The following is a 19,814-nucleotide window of genomic DNA, read 5'->3' as shown; positions in this document are numbered from 1 at the left end:
CCCAGACCCATGACCCGCACGCTCGACGAGGCCCTCCTCGACACCATGCCCGCCCGTGAGATCGGCATCCTGACCGGCTCACCGCTGTGGGCCGAGCTCAAGACCGCCGTCGAGCAGCTGGTCACCGCTGAGGACACCGCGTCAGCGCTCCTCACCCGGATCGCCCCGGACGCCAGCCCGAACGAGACGCTGGAGATCCTCCGCGCCGCGATGACCGCCACGGTCACCACAGCACCGGCACTGTCCGCCGAGGATGCCCACCTTCAGCGCCTCGTCCAGGCGGCTGCCGATTTCTACACCGGGCAGTACACCGGCTCGGGAGCCCAGCGCTACATGCACGCACGCTTCGGCCCGGTTATCGACACCGCCGGCTACACCATCGGCTACGCCCCGGCAGGTTGGACCACCCTCGTCGACCACCTTCGCGCCACCCTCAACGCCGCCGACGCCGACCTCGTCGCCGCAGGGCTCGCCACCGTGAGCAAGCGCGGCACCCTTATCGACATCTTCCGCGACCGCGTGACCTTCGCCGTCACCAACAGCGCCGGTCTCATCGTCGGGTTCTCCGCCCGCTGCGCCCCCGGCGCCCCCGCCGGCACCCCCAAGTACATCAACAGCCCCACCACCACCATCTTCGACAAGGGCCAGCTCCTGTTCGGCCTCGACGAAGGACGCGCCGCACTGAACCGCGGAGCCACCCCGGTCCGAGTCGAGGGGCCCATGGACGCCGTCGCCATCACCCTGGCAGGGCAGGGCTCCGCCGTCGGACTTGCCCCGATGGGAACCGCCCTAACCGATGACCAGGCCGCGCTCATCACCGCCGCCGCCCCCGCCAGCCGAATCGTCCTGGCAGCCACTGACGCCGACGCAGCCGGACGGGCAGCCGCAGCACGCGACTTCGCCACCTACACCGCCCACGGGCTGGACCCGCGCGAGCTGATCCTCAGCTCGCACCTCGACCAGCAAACCCCGAAGGACCCCGCCGAAGCCTTCGAGCACGACCCAGGCAGCCTCACCATCGCCCTGCAACTGCCCAGCATCGCCCCGTCGCTGGCCTCCACCCTCATCCGCGACATGCTCACCGACCCCAACATCGACACCGACAACCTCCACAAGCGCTACGCGATCGCTGCCGCCGCTGGCCGACTCATCCACCAGCTCCCCGCATCCGCTCGCGATCAGGAGATCGCCTCCGCCGCCGCCGCGATCGCCCACCTCACTAACACCCTCGCCAGCGAACCCGACTACGCCCACATCATCGCCAACCCCCCAGAAATGTCAGACCTCGACGACACAATGGCCCCCTAAGCACAACCGCTCACCCCACCACCCTCACTCAGACCACTAGGAGTACTCACATGGAACCCATCGCGTGGCAGTTCACCTGCCGACGAGCCGCCTGCCGGGGATACGCCCCCCCGCACCTGGATCGCCAAGGGCGACAAGCAGACCGCAGCAGGCGCCGCGCAGGAGCGCGGCTGGCGACCCTGCACCGAGATCAGCGAGATGATCCGCAAGCTGCTCCGCCCCGACGACCCGAAGCGCCGCCCGAGCCTTGCCCACTGGTACTGCCCAGACTGCGCCCGCCTCCTCATCGTCGAGGCCCGCCGGGAGTTCGAGAAGAAGCGTCAGCCGAACGGCTGACACCACACCGCTGTCGACACTAGCCCCGCTACACTCACTAACACCACTAGTAAGGATGATCTTTCGATGACGACCTACGCCGTCGCCCTGTCCAAGGGTGGCTCCACGAAGACCACCACCGCCGCCGACCTCGTCGCGGCCCTAGCTGATCGCGGCCGCAGAGTCCTCGCGATCGACCTGGACCAGCAGGGCAACCTCACCACCCGCATGGGACTCACCGACTCCTCACCGGTCGAGGCAGTCGCGTCGGAGGTTCTGCTCGGCAGCGCCACCGCCGAGCAGGCTGCCGTGCCGGCCCCCAGCGTCGACGGCGCGTGGGTGCTGGCCGGCACCCACGATCTGGCCGACCTGGATCAGCGACCCGAGGTCATCACGGCGCTTCGTGACTACCTGCCCGACCTCCACGACTGGGACGACGTCGTCATCGACACCCCGCCAGCGCTCGGCCTGGTCACGCTCGCCGCGCTCGCTGCCGCTGACCAGGTGATCGCGGCCGTGGCGTGCGAGACCGAGGCCTATGACCAGCTCACCCGACTCCAAGACGTCATCGAGCACAGGATCGCCCCCAGGCTCCGTCGGGGGCAGAAGATCCACTGGATCATCCCCACCCGCTACGACGCCCGCCGGCTCCTCGACCGCGACGTCGTCGACCAGCTCACGCAGCAATGGCCCGGCCGAGTCACCACCCCCATCAGGGAAGCAGTCGCCGCCCGCGACGCCTACACCGCCGGCCTACCCGTCAGCCGCTACGCACCGGGTTCCGGGATCGCCACCGACTACGCCGCCGCCCTCGCCACCATCATCAACGCCCAGGAGCAGTGACATGACCAGCCAGCCCCGCCGCCGCACCCTGGCCGACCGCAACCGAGATGCCATCATCCGCGACCCGCACCCCGAGTCCACACAACGCCCCGAACGACGAGCTCGCACCACCACCACCGACACCACCACACTGAGCGTGTCGATGACCCAAGCCGAGTACAACGACGTCAAGGCCGCGTTCCTCGCAGACTGGCAGAACAACCGCCAGCATGACACCCTGCCCTCATGGGTCGGTGCCGCCCTCGAGCGGCACGCACACCTCACCCCAGCCCAGCGATCCGAGCTGAACGGCAGCGGCCCCAAGGGAAACTCACCGCGCAGCTTCACCATCGCCAACATCGTCGCTGACGCCATCAGCGACGCCATGGCCGCCGACGCGGCCGCCGGCATCTTCCTCACCCGCAGCGGCTGGTGCCACAACGCCCTCAGCGTCGCCGTGGCCACCGCCCGCGACACCAACGGCGGAACCCTACCCAGCGCACCCCCACGCCTCCCAATCCGCCTCGCTTGACCCGTCACGAAACCACCACGACGAGACAGCCCGCGTTACGGACCATGTCCACTCCCTAGACGCAGACAGTCGCCGGCTAACACCCTCAGTTCAGACACGACCATTCTTGAAACCCACAGATGTAACATTGATGGGTATATTATTGACGGTGAGGCGTTTGGAGGAGAATATGACAGGTGATGTAACTCTGGCGGAGGTGCTGGCGCAGCTGGGGCCAGTGACCGGAGTCCTGGATGAGGCAATAGCTTCCGCGATCGCGATCGCGGAGGAACGTTGCCGTGGGCTGGGCTCGCGGTTCAACAGTGCCCGATCGATGATGGTGCGAGCGTGGACCCGCGTGGAGCTGGAGTCCGCACCGCTCGCTGAAGGGTGGACCCTGGCCGGCGACACCAACCGAATGGGCCAGTTGATCATCCGCAAACCGGGAGTGATGGACCTGCGCTTCCTGAAGGGAAACCCGCTACAACCCGGTCGAGTTCCCCACGCCGGTCTGGGCGCCGCGCGTCGTGCCGCATGGCGCCAGGATCCGCTGCCCGAGCTGTGGCCAACCGCCGCCCAGCGTCACACCTTCCTTCTGCTCTGGGACTACCTCGATGCCGAGGCCCGGACAGAGGGGTTCACCCTTCGGGTGGCACACCCCATCAGCCCTGGACGGTTCGGCCACCGAGTGCCATGCGACCTCGACATCGAGATCCCACGAGGTGGCACCATGTTCGAGGATCTCCGCTTCGAGGCACACGACGACGAGGAGGATTTCTTCGCCGTGCACATCGACAGCGACGAGGACTTGGGCCAGTGAGCATCCCCAACGGACGCCGGCTGCTGGCGCTGCGAGAGCTCCACAGCATCACCCAAACCCAGATGGCCAGCACGCTGGGAATCAGTCAGCCCTCACTGTCTCAGATCGAGAAGGCGGAGCGCCCCCTCCCGGCCGAACTCATGGCGCACGCCGCCGACACGTACCGAGTTCCGCCAAGCTTCTTCCTCGTTCCGCCCACGGTGTTGGAGATCAGCGTCGCGACCTTCCGCAAGAGCAGCGCCGCGAAGGTCTCCGATGAACGCAGGATCGTGCGTCTCTACCGAGAGGCCGCACGAGCATTCTCTGCGGTCTCGCAAGCATCGGGATACCACGAGTTCCACGCACCGGCCGAGGTGACCGACTCGACCGCAATCGACGACGCGGCCAGCGCGCTGCGACGTCTCGGCGGGGTTGCCTCCGATGCGCCCATTCTCAACATGGTCCGCTTCCTGGAGCGGCTCGGCATCGGCGTCGTCACCGCACTCGACGCCCCCTCGACGGGGGAGGCACCGACCCACTCTGGGATCTCGATTCCCCACCCGGACGTGACTCGACCCCTCATCGCGCTACCCACCACCGGACGAGGTGACGCTGCCCGATTCACTCTGGCTCACGAGTTGGCGCACCTGCTCTGGGACCAAGGAACCACCGGCCCGTCAACCAGCACCAGGTCCCCACAAGAGAAACGAGCTCACGCTTTCGCCGGCGCCCTGCTGCTGCCGACCGAAGTCCTCCACCAACGCGTGACAGACACACTGAATCTCCACGGCTACCTACCGATCAAAGCCGAGTACGGAATCAGTGTCGGAGCCATCATCATGGCCGCGAAACGCGCCAACATCATCAGCGCCGATCGAGCACGAAGCCTGCACATCCAACTCTCCTCTCGAGGGTGGCGCAACAACGAGCCAGTGCATGTCGCTGAGGAACGGCCGTTGCTGTTCGGACAGGCCCTCACCCGAGCCACCACGAAACCGTCCCGCTCGGCCGAGGACCTCACAGGCTTGCCGACATCACTCCTGGAACGCTGGACCGACACCGAACTCCTGGCACCCCCGGTGCAGCTATCGGCATGGCGAAACCGGCCCACCACCTGACCCGCTAACACCCACAACAACACGCATCGTTGCCACCGCGTCACGCCTCCCACGCCGGCTCACCACAGCGTGATCTGATACCGATCAAGTTCGGTGAGCCCAGCGTCGACGGCCTCTGCGATGCTGCGCTTCGACTTTGCCGCGTCGCGTAGCTCGCGGGCACGTCCGCGGGCGCCGCGTTTGTCTCGCAGCGGGGACCGTGGTGTGCCGCGGCGTTGAAGGTACTCAATGCGGTTCGAGCTGAACGTCGAGGCATGGAGATGTCCCGGGTTCTGGCACAGAGGGTTGTCGCAGGAATGGCTGACGACTTCGGGCATCTCCTGGACGTCGCTGCCGGCGTTGATCAGCCACCCGAAACGATGCGCCACAACGACTACTCCGCCACCGATCCAGAAACGGCCATGGCCCTTGCCAGAGATCGCGCCAGTCCATAGCCAACACGACGCCGAACCTGCACGCGAGATCTTCGCGAAGTAGCGCTCGACGATCGCGTCGTCACTCGCCGCGTTCAGCAGCGTCGTCAGGCGTTCCGTTGACGTCATCGCTGCTCACTTCCGACGCATCGTCATCGACGGTCTCAACAAGTTCGTCGAGCTTGGGCACGCGACCCACTGTCTGACCAGTTCGCTGAGCAATCTCGCTGCGCGTGAGCCCCGCCTCATACATTGCCGCGTAGCTGTTGTGCAGCGCGTCCTGGGCGACTTCCCAATCTGCGACGAGACCGACGAGCCGATGCTCACGTTCCCGGAAGGCAGCGGAGCGCTCACGCGCACGCTTTCGAGCTTCAGTTCTGGTCAATGCCGTGCGTGCCATGGCGCTCCTCACGCTGGGGGGGGGTGCGGACAGTCTAGCCGCGCGGCCGGGCCACAGGCCCGGAGGGGCGTTCGGGTTGCCCACATGTGCACAGCTTCGCCAGAAAGTGAGACGCGCAACCTGCACACATGAATGGACAACCCTCAGCGGCCACAGCCCCGCCCACAGCGTGCACGGCTCTACGCCCCGCACACACCGATGGACAGCACCGCACCCGCGCGAAGGACACACCTAGACGGTGTGGCGATTCCCAGGTTTCGTCCACCCTGCCCTTCGGAGCATGGACGAAATGAGATCGACCGTTGGTCGAGACACTCATGGGCCACAAGTGGAAACCTCCGCAATCGGAGGCCCATCAGTGTCACACTACTTGCATTTCTAACCACTCGGTGAAATGTGCCCTCCAGTTCGGCCTATACTCAGCCCCGTGATGACGATCTCCAAGCTCAGCGCTGGAGACGGCTACGCCTACTACACCTCCGTCACAGTCAGCGCCGATCACCACATCGGCAAGAACCAGGAACTAGGCGACTACTACCTCGAAACGGGAACACCTGAAGGCCAGTGGTTGGGCGGCGGAGCAGCCAGCCTCGGGATCGATGGATCCGTCAGCGAAGCACAGATGAAGGCCCTCTTTGGCGAAGGCCTCCACCCCAACGCCGACGTCCTGGTCGCACACCACATGAGCACCGGAATGAGCGCCACACAGGCACTCAAAGCCGTGCTACTGGGCCGCAAGTTCTACGGCTACCAGACCCCCGATAGTGAACTCGCAACCGCCATCAAGAACGCCACCGTTGCGCGCGAAACCGAACTGGGTCGAGACCTCACCCCAGACGAACGGATCGCCGTCAGGATGCGCCAAGCAGGCATCATGTTCCGCGACCGAAATGGCCGCGCCGGCGCACCGCACGAGGTCGCAAGGTTCCTCGCAACCGAGCTGACCAAGGGACAAAACGCGGTCTCCGGATTCGACCTCACCTTCTCTGCTCCCAAGTCCGTGTCCGTCGCCTGGGCCATCGCACACGAGCCCCAAGCAACGGCGCTTGAGGCTGCCCACCAGCGCGCCATCGAGCGCACCGTCGAGTTCCTTGAGACCGAAGTCGTCCGGGCTAGAACCGGCACCAACGGCATGGCTTACCGCACCACCAGCGGTCTCCTGGCCACACGATTCAGGCACTGGGAATCCCGCGAAGGTGACCCCCAGCTCCACGACCACGTCGTCATCGCAAACCGCGTCCAGATCACTGAAGCCGACGGCTCCACCCGCTGGCTCACCATCGACGGGCAGAGCCTCTACCGGGCCACCATGAACGCCTCATCTGTGTACAACAAGCACCTCGCAGATGAACTGAAATCGCTCGGCTTCGATCTTCGCCAGCGCGTCTCGCCCTCGGGTTCCCATCGCGGAATGGAACTGCGGATGGTGACCGACAAGCACCTGGACATGTTCTCCTCGCGCAGCATCGCCATCGCCCAACGCACCGCAGAACTCGTCGCAGACTACGTCAACCAGCATGGCCGTCAACCCGGAACCAAGGAACTCCTGGCCCTCAAGCAACAGGCCACTTTGGACACCAGAACACCGAAGTCCCAGGCAGTCACCCGCGACGATCTTCGCCAGCGGTGGAACCAGATCATGGGCCGATCTGCCGACAGTTTGCGCACCCAGATCGAGTGGGCAATGAAGCACCCGGACGCCTATCAGCTGGTGACTCCACCGCCGATCAACATCACCGAGATCGCCGGACAACTGGTCGACGAAGTCTCCGCGAAACAGTCGACCTGGACCCGCAATCACATCGAAACCCGGCTCAACATCTGGGCCGCTGCACAGCCCGGGATCGTGGATGATCTGACCCTCCAGGCGATCACTCACGAGGCATTGACCCACGCCAGCTTCTCCATCACACCACGGCTGAATCTGCCCCACCATGATGACCTGATCAACGACGACGGCAGCTCGATCTACCAGCCTCCAGCCGCCGAGCTATACACCTCGACCGCAGTGCTGGAAGCCGAAGACCTGCTCCTCAACGCCGCTCAGGACGTGGCCCTTCCCGCCGTCTCCCAGGCGCATTTCGAGGCCGCGCTGGCCTATCACGATGGGCCGCTGAATCAGGGACAGATCGACTTGGCACACCAGGTCGCGTGCTCCGAGAGCATCGTGACCGTGGGCATTGGTCCGGCCGGCACCGGCAAGACCACCGCGATGAAGCTGGCGATCGCTGCCACCAGTAACGCGGGCGTTTCGGTCCACGGAATCACCGTGTCTGCCGCTGCCGCCGAGCAGCTCCAGCAGGCCACGTCGATGACGTCAACCACCATCGCCAAGTGGCTCCTCGATACCGGCAACGGCACCCGCGCCATCAACGCTGGCGACGTGATCCTCGTCGATGAAGCTGGCATGGCGTCGGCCCGAGATCTCGCCGCGATCACCGAACGAGCCACCCGCGCCGGCGCGTTCGTCCGCCTCATTGGAGACGACCGCCAGCTCCAAGCGATCGGCGCCGGCGGATCACTCAGGATGCTCGCCGCCGAGGTCGGCGCCGTTCGCCTGGACCAGGTCCACCGATTCGTCGACGAGAACGAAGCCGCCGCGTCGCTCCGGCTCCGAGAAGAGGGCGACGTCGACTGGCACCTGGCCAACAACCGTGTCCACGGCGGCACCAACGCCCACGTCTTGACTCGCGTCGTTGAAGCATGGGAAGCAGACCAAAACCACGGCCAAACGTCGCTGATGATGGCCGGCACGAACAACACCGTGGCCACGCTCAATCAGATGGCCCACGACCAGCGCGTGGTAGAAGGAAGCGTCACCATGGACCGCAGCATCGAGCTGGCTGACGGCAGCCTCGCTGGCATCGGAGACCGCATCATCACCCGCCGAAACGACCGCCGTCTCACCACCGGAACAGGCCACAACTTCGTGAAGAACGGCGACGTGTGGACCATCACCGACATCGGTGACGACGGCCACATCGACGCCGTCGACGACCTCGGCCGCAGCATCGAGCTACCCGCCGACTACGTCGCCGGCTCCACCGGGCTCGGCTACGCCACCACCGTGCACCGAGCCCAAGGCCAAACCGTCGACCACGCTCACCTCATCATCGACGACACCACCAGCCGCGAAGCCCTCTACGTCGGCCTCACTCGAGGTCGACACTCCAACCACGTCTACGCGATCACCGACGGCACCTCGGCCGCAGACATGCTCCGCAACGCCGCAGCCACCAGCAAGCAAGCCATCTCGGCCCGTGAACTCATCAACCAAGCGCACGCCGAAGCCCACCACCCCGCACGGATGGTGCGGATCCTGGGCGACATGCAGCAGCGCGCCGACCAACAGCGCTACACCAGCCTGCTGCGCGCCTGGGACCCGCAGCTCGCCGCGGCGATCACCACCAGCGACAAACGCCACCGGCTTTACACCGCGCTCGCTGCCGCAGAAGACGCCGGATTCACCGCCGAACGGATGCTCACCCTCGTCGCCGGCGTCGACTCCCTGTCCGCCGGCGACGACCCCACCGGGCTGATCGCATGGCGCATCAACAAGCATCTGGCCACCGCCACCACGGTCCGCTACTCCACCCAGCTCCGCCCTGCCCGCGCCATGGGCCACGGCCAGCTCGCCACCGCCCTGGACACCGCCACAGCGGCCCGTGAAGGGGCCTTGCAGGACCTCCGGGCAGCACGGCAAGCCGTCGGCCCCGAACTGCGCCCCGCAGCCCTGAAGGACGGGCGAGACGTTCCATCCTGGGTTGACCGCCGCCACGGGCAACTCACCGACGACGAGCTGCGCGAGCAACTCCACACCCACCGCACCATCGCGACGACCATCGGCGGCGCGATCCGAGAGACCATGACCGCCCGGCGTGAGCTCACACGAGAACTCCTCACCCACGACCCGGACAGCCCCTCCCGCCACGCACTCGGCCAGCGCATCGAACGGCTCACCGGCCGTATCGACCAGCTCCGCGACGACCGACGCGGCCGCACCCGCACCGAAGCTGAACTCCGCGAGGAAACCATCATCCGCGCCCGCATGGACGGACGCTCCTGGTTCGTGGAGAACGTCCAACGAGACGCCGCCCGCGACCTCACCCACGCCGACGTCAAGACCAACGCCGCGATCGCCGGCGCCACCCTCGACGAAGCACAGACCCGCTGGCGCAACGCCAGCGACCTGCAACGAGGGCTGTGGGTCGAGCAGAAGCTGCGCACCTACGAACCAGACACCGGCATCAACCAGCGGCCCGCCGGCACTCCCGGCTGGAGCATCCCCGGCCGTGGCCTCAACGATCCGCACCTGCCCCCCACCTGGCGCGAACCACTCACCGACATGGCCGACACCGTCGCGGCCGCGATCCGTGACCGGGGCGCAGCTATCGCCCTCAACCCAGCCCCCTGGGCCACCAACTACCTCGGAGCGGTCCCCGCACCCGACACCCCGCTACGTGCCCGGTGGGAAGCCCTCGCAGGGCAGATCGACACATGGCGTGGCCTCACCGGCCACGACGACCCCAGCAAGGCCCTGCCCCCGCCGTCGCGGAGCCACGACGCCAGCCGCATCCCACAACGCGACCTCCACGTCCTCCACACCGCAGCCGCCGACCTCCGCCGCGACATCGTCGCCGCCAACAGCATCGACGACACCCGCCCACCCATGCGGATCCCTCTGCCCGTCCGTACACCGGCACCGACCACACCAGCGCCCGACGACCTCGCCACCCGAGCCCGCCGGACACCCGTCACCATCCAGACTCCAGCGGTTTCACCTGCTCCCGCGCGGCGCCCCACACAGACCCGGCCGAAGAAGCCGAACCTGCTGCACCTCCAGACAGCGAAACTCAAGCCCGTGCAGGTCTCCCCCATCAGCGCCTGGGTCACCGCACGCAACCAGCAGGCCGACGTGCTCCGCGCTGCCCAGAGCCAGCTCCACCACCTCCGCAACGCCCCGCTTGCCCCCGGAGAATCCGGCCTCGCCCGCCTCGCGGCCGCAGACAAAGCCAAGGCCGACGTCGCCACAGCAACCGCCACCCTCAGAAGCATCGAACGCCAAGCCCCACGCAGCCCCCTGGCCGTCGTCGAGAACGTCTTGTCCCGAAGCCGCGAGGCGATCATCCAAGCGCTCACCCGGCCACCAGCTACACCAGACCGGGCGCCCATCGACACGATCCGCCGCCGCGTCAAGCAACAACAGCTCATCGACACCCTCCGACGCCCCATGCACAAAGCACCCGATCAGGAACGAACACGAGAGCGCAGCCAACACCATGGCCACGAACGCTAGTTGCGCTGCTTCTCAACCAGCCGCGATCGGCCTGCTACTAGGGTGGCAGCCGCAGTGGAGACACACACGACCACCGACACACGGGTGTTCCTGCGAAACAACAGGCCATGCTTCACCCACCATCTGGACTCCCTCAACGGGCCAGCCACCGGAGCCATCACCCCGCCCCACCACGTCTGGTGGGCCCCAGGAGCCAGTTCCTTTACTCTCGAAGCAGCGCGACTAGGTCGAGATGGCCTGTCCGTAGGGTTGAGCGAAGCTCCTGATTGGTCCGATGCTGGCTGCCCGGTGAGCGGCAATCCGCGATGAACGATCGCACCTCGAACGAACGGCGCTGGGCACGCTTCTCCTGGCACTTCCCAGCACGCGCTACTAACGCTGTAGGGCGCTGACGGGCTCGCTTACCAACGGGCTCGCTGATGCCCTGTACGCCCTTCACCCTCAACAGGTCTGGGCCCCGGAGCCAGAGCGGTAACAAACGATGAGTCTCGTCCAATACCCTACGTGAACCCCTACGCGGCTATTCGGAGCGGATCATGACAGACCCATCAGGCAGCCATCCTGGCGTCGGACAAGACCGGGATGTCTCGCGTCAAGCCGATCTGCCCAAGGGCGCGAAGCGCCCCTCTGACGAGGTATTCGCCGTCTTCTATCGCGACACCTACGCTGCGGCTGTCAAGTTCGTACTTGGCCGCACTACGGGTTGCGACGCTGAGGCGCTGGCCGCGGAGGCCTACATCCTCATGTGGCATCGCTTCCTGGAGAAGGGCGAACTGGACAAGGGATGGCTCTACGGCGTTCTCCGCAACAAGATCGGAGACCACTACCGCAGCCAGAGGGTTCGCGACACAGTGCACAAGGAACTCGCCTACCGAGCTTCACCCTCCACACTTGACCACGCTCTGGCGACAGAGCAACAGCTCGATATCGAACGCGCCCTTCAGCTACTCAAGCCCGAGCAGGCAGAGGTCCTCCTCCTTGCCTACTGGAGTGATCTCACCACTGCTGAAGGAGCCCGGGCGCTCAACCTCAACCCCGTCACCTACCGGGTGAGACTCACCAGGGCGAAGGCGGAATTCCGCCGAGCTCTCCAACTCTCCAGCCGCTACGGCCCTGAAAGGGGGCTACAACCGTGAAGAACACCGAACTCCTGATCAAGCTCGCTGCCCCCAACGTCGAGTATGGCCCGCGTGCCGAGGCAGACCTCGCCCGCATCCTGTCCACCCCCGCCCCCACGCCGCCGAAGATGCAGAAGACGCATCGGAATCACGCTCCACTTACGCTCGCGGCATGTGCAGTTCTCGTAGCGCTCATCGGCATGATCGTCTTTCGCCCTGTAGCCGCCAGCGCAACTCCACCCCTAATGGAAGCCACGCCAATCGCCGGGTCAGCCCAAAATCACCTCATGAAGCTCGCCGAACTACGCCGCAAAGGCGCGTGGCCACGCACCGCGATCGAACTGCACGCGTGGAGCCTCGTCAGCGAAATCGACGCGGCCAGGAAGGTAGTTGCTTCCAACACAAGCCCCACCGTCTCCTCGACCACCTTCTCACCAGACGGTAGCGTCACCATCGAAACCGTCGTGGGACGACCCTTCCCAGGCCAAGAGGTCAAGGATCTGCCAATTCCTGGGACGCCGCTGTCTTCTGAGCATTTGAGCGCCGAGAAATCCGTTGCGGCCTCCGCGAGCGGTGTCCTGCCTGAGGACGCCGATCAACTGGCCCAGTGGCTTGAGACCGCTTTCTCGGTCGATCCCGCCAACACCGAGGAATCGACACTCAGCCTGCTGAGCGTCCTCGTCAACACCACCGTGACACCAGCTCAAGAAGCCACAGTGCTCGAGTACCTCGCATCCCGGCCTGACGTCACCCTCATCGGTCAAGTGACCGATCGCCTGGGCCGATCAGCCCTCTCCTTCAGGATCGGCTCTGACGTCGACAACTACCAACAGAACCTCATCATCGCGACCGATACCGGTCAGATCATTGCAACCGAGACCATCTACACCGGCAATGACCGACACGACATCACCGCGCCAGCAGTCACTTCCTACGAAGCATGGGAAAGAAAGTAGAAACACAATGATCAAGAAACTCCGAGCAGCCATCCTCACCGTCCTACTCCTGACGTTCTCCACAGCCCTACCGTCGGCAGCCGATGCCGGAGGCCCACAAGCAGAGATCGACGCCCTGATTGCCCAGTACGGCGGCATCCAAACGTCAGCCGACACCATCAGCTGGGATGAAGGCGCCGTCACACTCGTCATCCGGGACAACGCGCAGCCCTACGCCATCGACTCCTGCCCGACCGGACGCTTCTGCGCCTTCCAACGCGCCTACTTTCAAGGCAGCATCATGAGCTTCAGCGCCTGCCCGGGAACCTACACGGACTTCAGCCCCTTGGGTGGGAAGCCCGGATCCATCGCACACAAGCGATCCACCGGCACCGTTCGCGCCTACGCAAACACCACCCTCAAAGCCACCCTGCTGCCTGGCCAGTCATCGGCCTCCCTCACCGGCATCACAAAGATCACGTGCGCATGAGGCGCACGCAGGGGCCCTGCTGACCACCGCCTCCGGGGCAACTGCGTCCACCCGATCTGAGTGGCCTGCTGAGTCGCTCGCGGACAAACGCGCCCCTTCCCACTGGAGGGGTTTGACGCCAGGTGGCAATGGCGTTGAAGCGTCATGCGGGTTGGTGTCAGCGGCTGAGGTTAGCAGCTGTGAGTTGAGCCACTCTGGGATAGCCCGCTCCTCAAGCTCGAAGCCCCCATGGGTAACAAATCGCGCAACTCAGACAACTCCAGAAGTACAAGTGCATCAACGCAGATGCAGATGGGGCTTAACCGCTCAGAGAGGAAGACGAGAGTGTCCCAAGACAAGAAGGCCCAAACCAACAGAAGAGGCTCATTCCTCACCCGCAGGTTGAGCCATGACAACAACTCAGCTGGATCAAGAGCCGACGACAAGCCGAAAGCTGTGGGCTCGCTCCTCGCAGCTGCACTCTTGGTCGGTTCCTTGTCCACCTTCCCCGTTACAGCCGCCCAGGCCGACAATAGCGAGCGCATTGACCGTCAAGTGCAAGCTCTGGCCGCCAGCGTGGAAGCTGTTTCCGATGCGCTGTTCGTCGAAGGTTCAAACCCCATCGTGACTTCTCGCGAGCTCGCCTCCACCTCCTCGCCGATGGCTGAGTACATCTCAGTGCTGGCGGCGGAAGCGGCATCCATCCAAGCAGTCGGTGGAGTGACTGTTCTCGACACAACAGCCCAGATCATCATTGACGACACCACCGCGGACCAAGATGTGAGCACTGGATTCCTCCACGTCACCCGAACCGTTGCGGAGCTTCCTGAGGGCGAACTCTGGGAGGAAATGATCCCCATCACGCTCACTTCCAGCGGTGGCGCACTGGCCTTGACGAGTGTTGAGCTCTTGCCGGTCGAGCGTCTGGATCCCACGGAGGTCGCAGCACGTGCTGCCACGATGCCAACTGAGGAAGGAGCCGCATCCATCGATCTTTCCGGGCCGACAACCCACGCGGTTCAGCGCATCAACGCCACCGCAGCTGTGAACTACGCCAAGAAATGGTGGAACGGAAGGAACCCGGCCTATCCAACGAAGTACTCAAACGACTGCACCAACTTCGCCTCACAGGCGATGCACCAGGGCGGTTGGCAACCTGTGAGCGGCTTCTATCAGTCGGACAAGGCTTGGTGGTACACCGGGCTCACGACCTCATACTCTTGGGGTGGGGCTGAGAACTTCTATCGGTTCGCAGTCAACGAGTCCAAAAGGGCGACAACCATGCGCTATGTGAAGGACCTGTGGCTGGGGGACATTCTGCAATACAAGGCCCGGGGAGCTACCAACATGAGCCACACCATGATCGTCACAAACTGGATCAACAATGTTCCATACCTGACATATCACACCTCAGACACTCTCAATAAGCCATTCACGGCAATCTCACACCTAGATGTAACGTGGTTCGCACTCAACGTCTTGTAGTCGCTTTGGCCACCATCCTCATCATTGCGCTCATCACGGTGATCGGCTGGTGGCTCTGGGTCTCTCCCAAAGGCGAGTTCTCGTGTGACAGTCGCAACGGCGGAGCTCCGACACCCGAATCAGCCGCTACCAGCTTCATAAAGAGCCTAGCGGCCAGGGATGCTGAAGCGGCGTGTCGGACAATTACGAACAAGATCGGGGTGGACGAGCTGCAAATGCAGTTGGATTGGATATGGCAGAGGCTGGGTCAACCAACAGACCCCTCAGAAATCGATGTCACAATTGGCCTCCAATCAGGAAACACATTTCCATTGACGCTGGAAGGTCCAAGTGGCACCGTCGACTTGAACATCATGTCCTTTCTTGATTGGTACCGCGTGACCCTGCAGTAATGACCTGACAGACTTCGAACAGAGCAACCGAATGGGGGTGAGGCCGAGGACTACTCGTCTCACCCCCAAAGCTGTGGAGCCACTCCAAGGAGAAGCCGGAGATCTAGGTTGTGCTGGACACCAGGGCATCCGCGATTGGCGGGAGGAACTCCATCCCCGTCAGTGCTCCCACAGGATCCGCGATGTGGCCGTTGCGGCAGCGGTCCCAGGCGGCGAGCCGTGCTCGTAGTGGGGTCCAGACGTAGCTGTACCAGCTCCACATCGCATCCGAAACCGTTTTCTGGTGTCGCGCGACTGCCACGTTCCACGCCGCTCGCGCCGCGTCGAGCTCCAACACCAGTTGCTCGTGCGCTGGCCAGCACACCGGCATCTCCGCGAGGCTGTGGGCGGCGCTCATCTCGTCGACCCATGCCACTAGGTCGAGCCAATCCTGGCGGGTGCGCGGCATCCTCGTCCACGGGCGAAGGGCCACCTCGACAGCGGCTGACTCTTCCTCATCGATGTCCTCAACCAGATGCTCGATGATCAAGCTCATTGCTGTCTGGTTACTGGCCAGGGCGTCGACGTCGCCAGCGATTTCCTCTACCCGCCGCCAGACTTCGGTGATCATGGTGTCTCGTTCGACCAGGCTCTCGCGGACTTCTTCAAGCCGGTCCTCATCGGTGGCCGGCGCATCGTGGGTGCTCATGGCTTCATATCCTCGCATTCTGCGTCTGGTGGCGGTACGGGGTGGTCTCAGGAAGTGGGGCCAGCTTCTTCGACTTGAACGGCGGGAGACCTCGGATCAGGACGATCGCCTCGTCGCCGGGGAGCCGGCCGACCTCGTCGGGGGTGAGGAGCTCACGGCCTTGCGACTTGCGGGATCGGGAGTCCGACCCGTGCCGGCCCTTGGTGCGAGACGAGTCCGTGACCATGATGGTCTGCTTGCCCAACGCTTTGGAGATGTACTCCTTGGTGTCAGCATCCGCTGAGCCGAGGAACAGCACCGTGTCGCAGTTACCGAGGATCGCTTTCCAGCCGTCACGGTAGAGCGCCTGGCCCTGACCGAGCGCCTGGATCACGGCTTGGAACGAGATCCCACGTGAGCGCAGCGTGGCGGCGAGGATGTCGAAATCGGGAATCTTGCCGATGTTGGCGAACTCGTCGAGGAAGCACATCACCGGCACGGGCAGCCGGCGGCTGTACTGCCGGTCGGCCAGCCACACCCCGCGTTGGAAGAACGTGGTCAGCATCAACGCCGACAGCCACGCGAACTGCTTGTTCGTGTCTGGCAGCACCATGAACAACGCGGTCGGTTCGAACCCGACCAGGTCCAGCTGCATCGTGTCAGCGGTGACCAGACGCCTCACCGACGGGATATGGAGGGGTGCCAGCCGCATACCCATGGTCACGATGATCGACGCGGCGGTTTTCTGCGCGGCCCGCTGATAAACCTTGTAGTTGGCGATCGCGAACGCCAGCAGCTCGTGGTGCAGCATCGACGGGTTATCGGCCAGCATCCGTGCGGCGCCCTCGAAGATCGCATCCACCTCACTGGTGTAGGCGACGTCATCACTGGCGCGCATCTGGAGCAGCAGATCCATCACCGACCCGAGGTGCTGATCCCCTGCCGGGTAGGTCGCGGCCACGAAGCCGATCAGGGCGTTGAGCAGCCCGGCTTCGGCCCTCTCCCAGAACGGGTCTCCCCCGCCGGCCATCTGTTGGCGGGGCACGTCGGTGTTGGCGATGATGTTGATCGCCATCAGGTTGACGTCTTCTGGTTCGTGCCCGGGCCTCAGATACGCAAGAGGGTTGAACCGGTCGGACTCTGCGAAGTTGACCAGATTCAGCACCCGAATCTGATAGCCGGCCTCCTTCAGGGCGGTGCCGGAGGCTGCGAGCAGTTCGCCCTTGGGGTCGGTGGCCAGATACGACGAGTGGGGGCGCGCCATGTTCGGCAGGATGAAGTTGCGCGACTTGCCGGTGCCGGCGGCGCCGATCACCATGACGTTGAGGTTGCGCTGATGCTGGATCTTGGCTGGCCGGTCGATGGTCAACCGTTCGGTGCGGGTCAGCAGCAGGTTCCGGCCGGCGTCGGGGTTGATGAACGGCCCAATATCGCGTGGTCTGCCCCAGCGGGCAGAGCCGTGTTCCTCGCCGCGGCGTTCCCTACCCCGCTCAGCGACGTAGTACAGCCACCCCAGCCCGGCGCACCCGACCAGGGCAAGACCTGCGAGGAGGTCATGGACGTGGGTGGAGATGGCCAGCCGAACGGTACGGAGGCCGTCGTCGGCGTGGTCGAACGCGCCTGCCCAGCCGCCGGTCTCGTAGCCGAGGCGGGCATCGTGCCAGACGGTGTTGCCGATCCAGAACAGGATCACGGCGATGATGAGCCCGAAGAACACTGCGGCGCGGCGCTTCACGACGTCCTCCGGTTCACCAGGTGAACGAGATACCGCCCGTGACCACTCCCCGCACTAGCGCCACTACCAACGCTAGGACGATGGTGCCCAGCGCGAGGGCAACGAACAGCCCCAGGGCGCGGAACACCCAGCGGATCAGGATGAGCCCCACCGGCCCGACGACACACATCGCGGCCACGACGGCGACAATCTTCAGGTTGATCTCCATGCCGGCTCCTTTCGTCACCAGGTGACGCTACCGGGCAGGTGTGACACTTTCTCATCCCAAACCTCTGGCTTGCAGGAACGCGACGGGATCGACGAACCCGCCGCCCACTTTCACTTCGAAGTGGAGGTGGCAGGCGGTGGAGTAGCCGGAGCTGCCCATGGCGGCGATGCGCTGCCCGGCCACGACGGTATCGCCGGCACGGACATAGATCTCGCTCTTGTAGGAGTGGGCGTAGCGGGTGACGATACCGGCGCCATGGTCGATGGTGATGAGGTTGCCGTAGGCGCGGTTGGGGGACACCGAGGAGACCGTCCCGGACGCGGCCGCGTTGATGGGCACCCCACAGCCGCCGCCGTAGTCGGCGCCGGTGTGGAGCTTGTACACCCCGGTGATCGGATGGGTCCGCATCCCGTACGGGGATGTGACCCTCGTCGACGGGGTCGGGTTGGCCCAGCCCCCGATCGATTCTGCTGCCGCCTTGTTGACCGCTGGCGCGCCGTCGGCGCCGGTGCCACACGCCTCCGCCATGAGGGTCTCCAAGCCGCCGGTGCCGGGGTCGGGGTTGAAGGAGATGTGAACGTGATCGAGGTGGTTGGCCGAATCGGAGCGACGGTCCTCCATCTGCCGCCACCCTTCACCGGCGCGTTCGACCGACCAGATCTTCTGCCACCAGATGATGTACTTGATTCCCAGCTCGGCCGCGTGCTCTTGAGCGTAGGCGGCCACCGCATCGCCCTTCGCGCGGTCGGTCATCAGGTCAACAGCCAACCCGGCCGGATGGCCTTCAACGTCGTAGGTGTTGCCTGGACGCCAGCCGCCGATCACCTCAACCCCGTGGAGGGTGCCCAACAGCACCGTAGCCTGCTCGACGTGCGGCTGGACCGGGCCCAGCTCGTAGGGAGACGAGATGCACACCGCCGAGAGGGTTTCTGAACGGTGCTGCTCATGGCCGGCGCCGGTGATGAACCCCGGCAGGATCGCCACCAGCAGAGCGACCACGGCGATGATGCCAACCACGACGGGCAGCACTGTGGAGCCGGAGACGGCGGCGACGATCGCGCTCGCGGCAGCCTTGACCATTACCGCAGCTGCGCGGGCTCCACTGACAGCCGCAGCTTTCGCCCGCTGGGCTGCGGCCGTGCCGCGCTTCCAGCCTGCCGCTCCCGCTTTGCGGAGAGTGTTGGTGCCCCGTGTGGCGGCGCGGCCAGTGAGGCGTGCTCCTCGAGTGGCGACCTGCCCGGTCAGCCGGCCAGCCGCTGCGGCGCCGGTGGCGCCGAGCCGTGCGGCGTGGATGGTGCCGATCGCGGAGTAGCGGACGGCGCCGACCGTGGCGTGCCCGACAAGCGAGGAGGTCTTGATCCCGGCTTTGCCGCCGAACACAAGCGTCTTGGCTCCGACCTTGACGGTCAGGGCGGTGCCGTGGCGGTTGGCCCACCTCGCCGCGGACACGGCGGCGTCGTCGATGTCGAGCCGCCCACCGTCACGAAGTGCGTTCTTCAGCTCCGAGCCGGTGGCTTGGACTGCGCCGACCCCTGCCCGGTTCGCGGTCCGGCCGATCGACGTCTTGGGCGGGTTCCCGGCCAGCTTGTAGCTGACCTTCTGCAACGCGATCTCTTTGCTGCGAGACACCACAGCCGAGTTGGTTTGCTGGTCAGGGTCCAGATCACCAGCGGCAGCAACCTTGCGTTCAGTGGCGCGGGCGGTCGCGGCCAGGGAGTGGACCTCGCCTCGGGTACGGCTGATCACCCGCGCCGAGCGGGTCAGCGCGGTCCCCCGCTGATGGCCGGTGAGCCGGCCCGCACCCCTGGTCCTGTACATCCCAA

General features: G+C 65.1%; 18 protein-coding genes. 12 read left to right on the top strand and 6 right to left on the bottom strand.

Going from position 1 to position 19,814, the window contains the following annotated elements; translation table 11 throughout:
* Positions 1-9: 9 nt before the first annotated feature.
* The 6 genes from J7D54_RS06290 (at position 10) to J7D54_RS06265 (ending at position 4,873) form a co-directional block, all read left to right on the top strand.
* A complete protein-coding gene (locus J7D54_RS06290; protein ID WP_182764946.1) occupies positions 10-1,308 on the top strand; it encodes a toprim domain-containing protein in 1,299 nt (432 codons plus the stop codon).
* 198 nt (positions 1,309-1,506) lie between these two features.
* On the top strand, positions 1,507-1,644 hold the full coding sequence (locus tag J7D54_RS06285; RefSeq protein WP_182764947.1) for a hypothetical protein: 138 nt from the start codon (positions 1,507-1,509) through the stop codon (positions 1,642-1,644).
* A gap of 66 nt (positions 1,645-1,710) precedes the next feature.
* A complete protein-coding gene (locus J7D54_RS06280) occupies positions 1,711-2,466 on the top strand; it encodes a ParA family protein (RefSeq protein ID WP_182764948.1) in 756 nt (251 codons plus the stop codon).
* Position 2,467: 1 nt separating this feature from the next.
* Positions 2,468-2,977, top strand: a complete 510-nt coding sequence (locus J7D54_RS06275; RefSeq protein ID WP_182764949.1) for a hypothetical protein — start codon at positions 2,468-2,470, stop codon at positions 2,975-2,977.
* A gap of 196 nt (positions 2,978-3,173) precedes the next feature.
* Positions 3,174-3,776, top strand: a complete 603-nt coding sequence (locus J7D54_RS06270) for a hypothetical protein (protein WP_209455227.1) — start codon at positions 3,174-3,176, stop codon at positions 3,774-3,776.
* On the top strand, positions 3,773-4,873 hold the full coding sequence (locus tag J7D54_RS06265; RefSeq protein WP_182764951.1) for an ImmA/IrrE family metallo-endopeptidase: 1,101 nt from the start codon (positions 3,773-3,775) through the stop codon (positions 4,871-4,873). The genes J7D54_RS06270 and J7D54_RS06265 overlap by 4 nt, the downstream gene beginning before the upstream one ends.
* A 59-nt stretch (positions 4,874-4,932) precedes the next feature.
* Here the strand turns inward: J7D54_RS06265 and J7D54_RS06260 are convergent, their stop codons facing one another.
* Together J7D54_RS06260 and J7D54_RS06255 are read right to left on the bottom strand one after the other, a co-directional pair.
* The gene (locus J7D54_RS06260; protein WP_245244175.1) at positions 4,933-5,415 is read right to left on the bottom strand and encodes a hypothetical protein; all 483 of its coding nucleotides are present in this window, start codon (positions 5,413-5,415) and stop codon (positions 4,933-4,935) included.
* Positions 5,369-5,686: a hypothetical protein gene (locus tag J7D54_RS06255; RefSeq protein WP_182764952.1), complete on the bottom strand. Its 318-nt coding sequence runs from the start codon at positions 5,684-5,686 to the stop codon at positions 5,369-5,371. The genes J7D54_RS06260 and J7D54_RS06255 overlap by 47 nt, the downstream gene beginning before the upstream one ends.
* A gap of 430 nt (positions 5,687-6,116) precedes the next feature.
* Here J7D54_RS06255 and mobF point away from each other — a divergent pair, with 430 nt between their 5' ends.
* The 6 genes from mobF (at position 6,117) to J7D54_RS06225 (ending at position 15,381) form a co-directional block, all read left to right on the top strand.
* On the top strand, positions 6,117-10,982 hold the full coding sequence (mobF, locus tag J7D54_RS06250) for a MobF family relaxase (RefSeq protein ID WP_245244216.1): 4,866 nt from the start codon (positions 6,117-6,119) through the stop codon (positions 10,980-10,982).
* A 536-nt stretch (positions 10,983-11,518) separates the two neighbouring features.
* A complete protein-coding gene (locus tag J7D54_RS06245) occupies positions 11,519-12,118 on the top strand; it encodes an RNA polymerase sigma factor (RefSeq protein ID WP_182764954.1) in 600 nt (199 codons plus the stop codon).
* Positions 12,115-13,056 carry a hypothetical protein gene (locus tag J7D54_RS06240; protein WP_182764955.1) on the top strand — a complete coding sequence of 314 codons (942 nt, stop codon included), beginning with the start codon at positions 12,115-12,117 and terminating at the stop codon, positions 13,054-13,056. The genes J7D54_RS06245 and J7D54_RS06240 overlap by 4 nt, the downstream gene beginning before the upstream one ends.
* Before the next feature lie 7 nt (positions 13,057-13,063).
* On the top strand, positions 13,064-13,525 hold the full coding sequence (locus tag J7D54_RS06235) for a peptidase inhibitor family I36 protein (RefSeq protein ID WP_182764956.1): 462 nt from the start codon (positions 13,064-13,066) through the stop codon (positions 13,523-13,525).
* Positions 13,526-13,849: 324 nt separating this feature from the next.
* Positions 13,850-14,989 (top strand): amidase domain-containing protein, encoded by a 1,140-nt coding sequence (locus J7D54_RS06230; protein WP_182764957.1) that lies wholly within the window; start codon positions 13,850-13,852, stop codon positions 14,987-14,989.
* A 5-nt stretch (positions 14,990-14,994) separates the two neighbouring features.
* Positions 14,995-15,381, top strand: coding sequence for a hypothetical protein (locus tag J7D54_RS06225; RefSeq protein WP_182764958.1), 387 nt, complete (start codon positions 14,995-14,997; stop codon positions 15,379-15,381).
* A 103-nt stretch (positions 15,382-15,484) separates the two neighbouring features.
* Here J7D54_RS06225 and J7D54_RS06220 read toward each other — a convergent pair whose 3' ends face one another.
* Genes J7D54_RS06220 through J7D54_RS06205 form a run of 4 tightly spaced genes read right to left on the bottom strand, consistent with a single transcriptional unit; the run spans position 15,485 to position 19,809 of the window.
* Positions 15,485-16,069 carry a hypothetical protein gene (locus tag J7D54_RS06220; protein WP_073188938.1) on the bottom strand — a complete coding sequence of 195 codons (585 nt, stop codon included), beginning with the start codon at positions 16,067-16,069 and terminating at the stop codon, positions 15,485-15,487.
* A gap of 4 nt (positions 16,070-16,073) precedes the next feature.
* Complete coding sequence (locus tag J7D54_RS06215) at positions 16,074-17,783, bottom strand: VirD4-like conjugal transfer protein, CD1115 family (protein WP_073188936.1); 1,710 nt, start codon at positions 17,781-17,783, stop codon at positions 16,074-16,076.
* A 13-nt stretch (positions 17,784-17,796) separates the two neighbouring features.
* Positions 17,797-18,009 carry a hypothetical protein gene (locus tag J7D54_RS06210; protein ID WP_209455226.1) on the bottom strand — a complete coding sequence of 71 codons (213 nt, stop codon included), beginning with the start codon at positions 18,007-18,009 and terminating at the stop codon, positions 17,797-17,799.
* 33 nt (positions 18,010-18,042) lie between these two features.
* Positions 18,043-19,809, bottom strand: a complete 1,767-nt coding sequence (locus J7D54_RS06205) for a M23 family metallopeptidase (RefSeq protein ID WP_073188931.1) — start codon at positions 19,807-19,809, stop codon at positions 18,043-18,045.
* Positions 19,810-19,814: the final 5 nt, after the last annotated feature.

It is taken from the genome of Tessaracoccus sp. MC1865 (assembly GCF_017815535.1).
Lineage (GTDB): Bacteria > Actinomycetota > Actinomycetes > Propionibacteriales > Propionibacteriaceae > Arachnia.
This window is presented reverse-complemented; position numbering and strand designations above follow the sequence as displayed.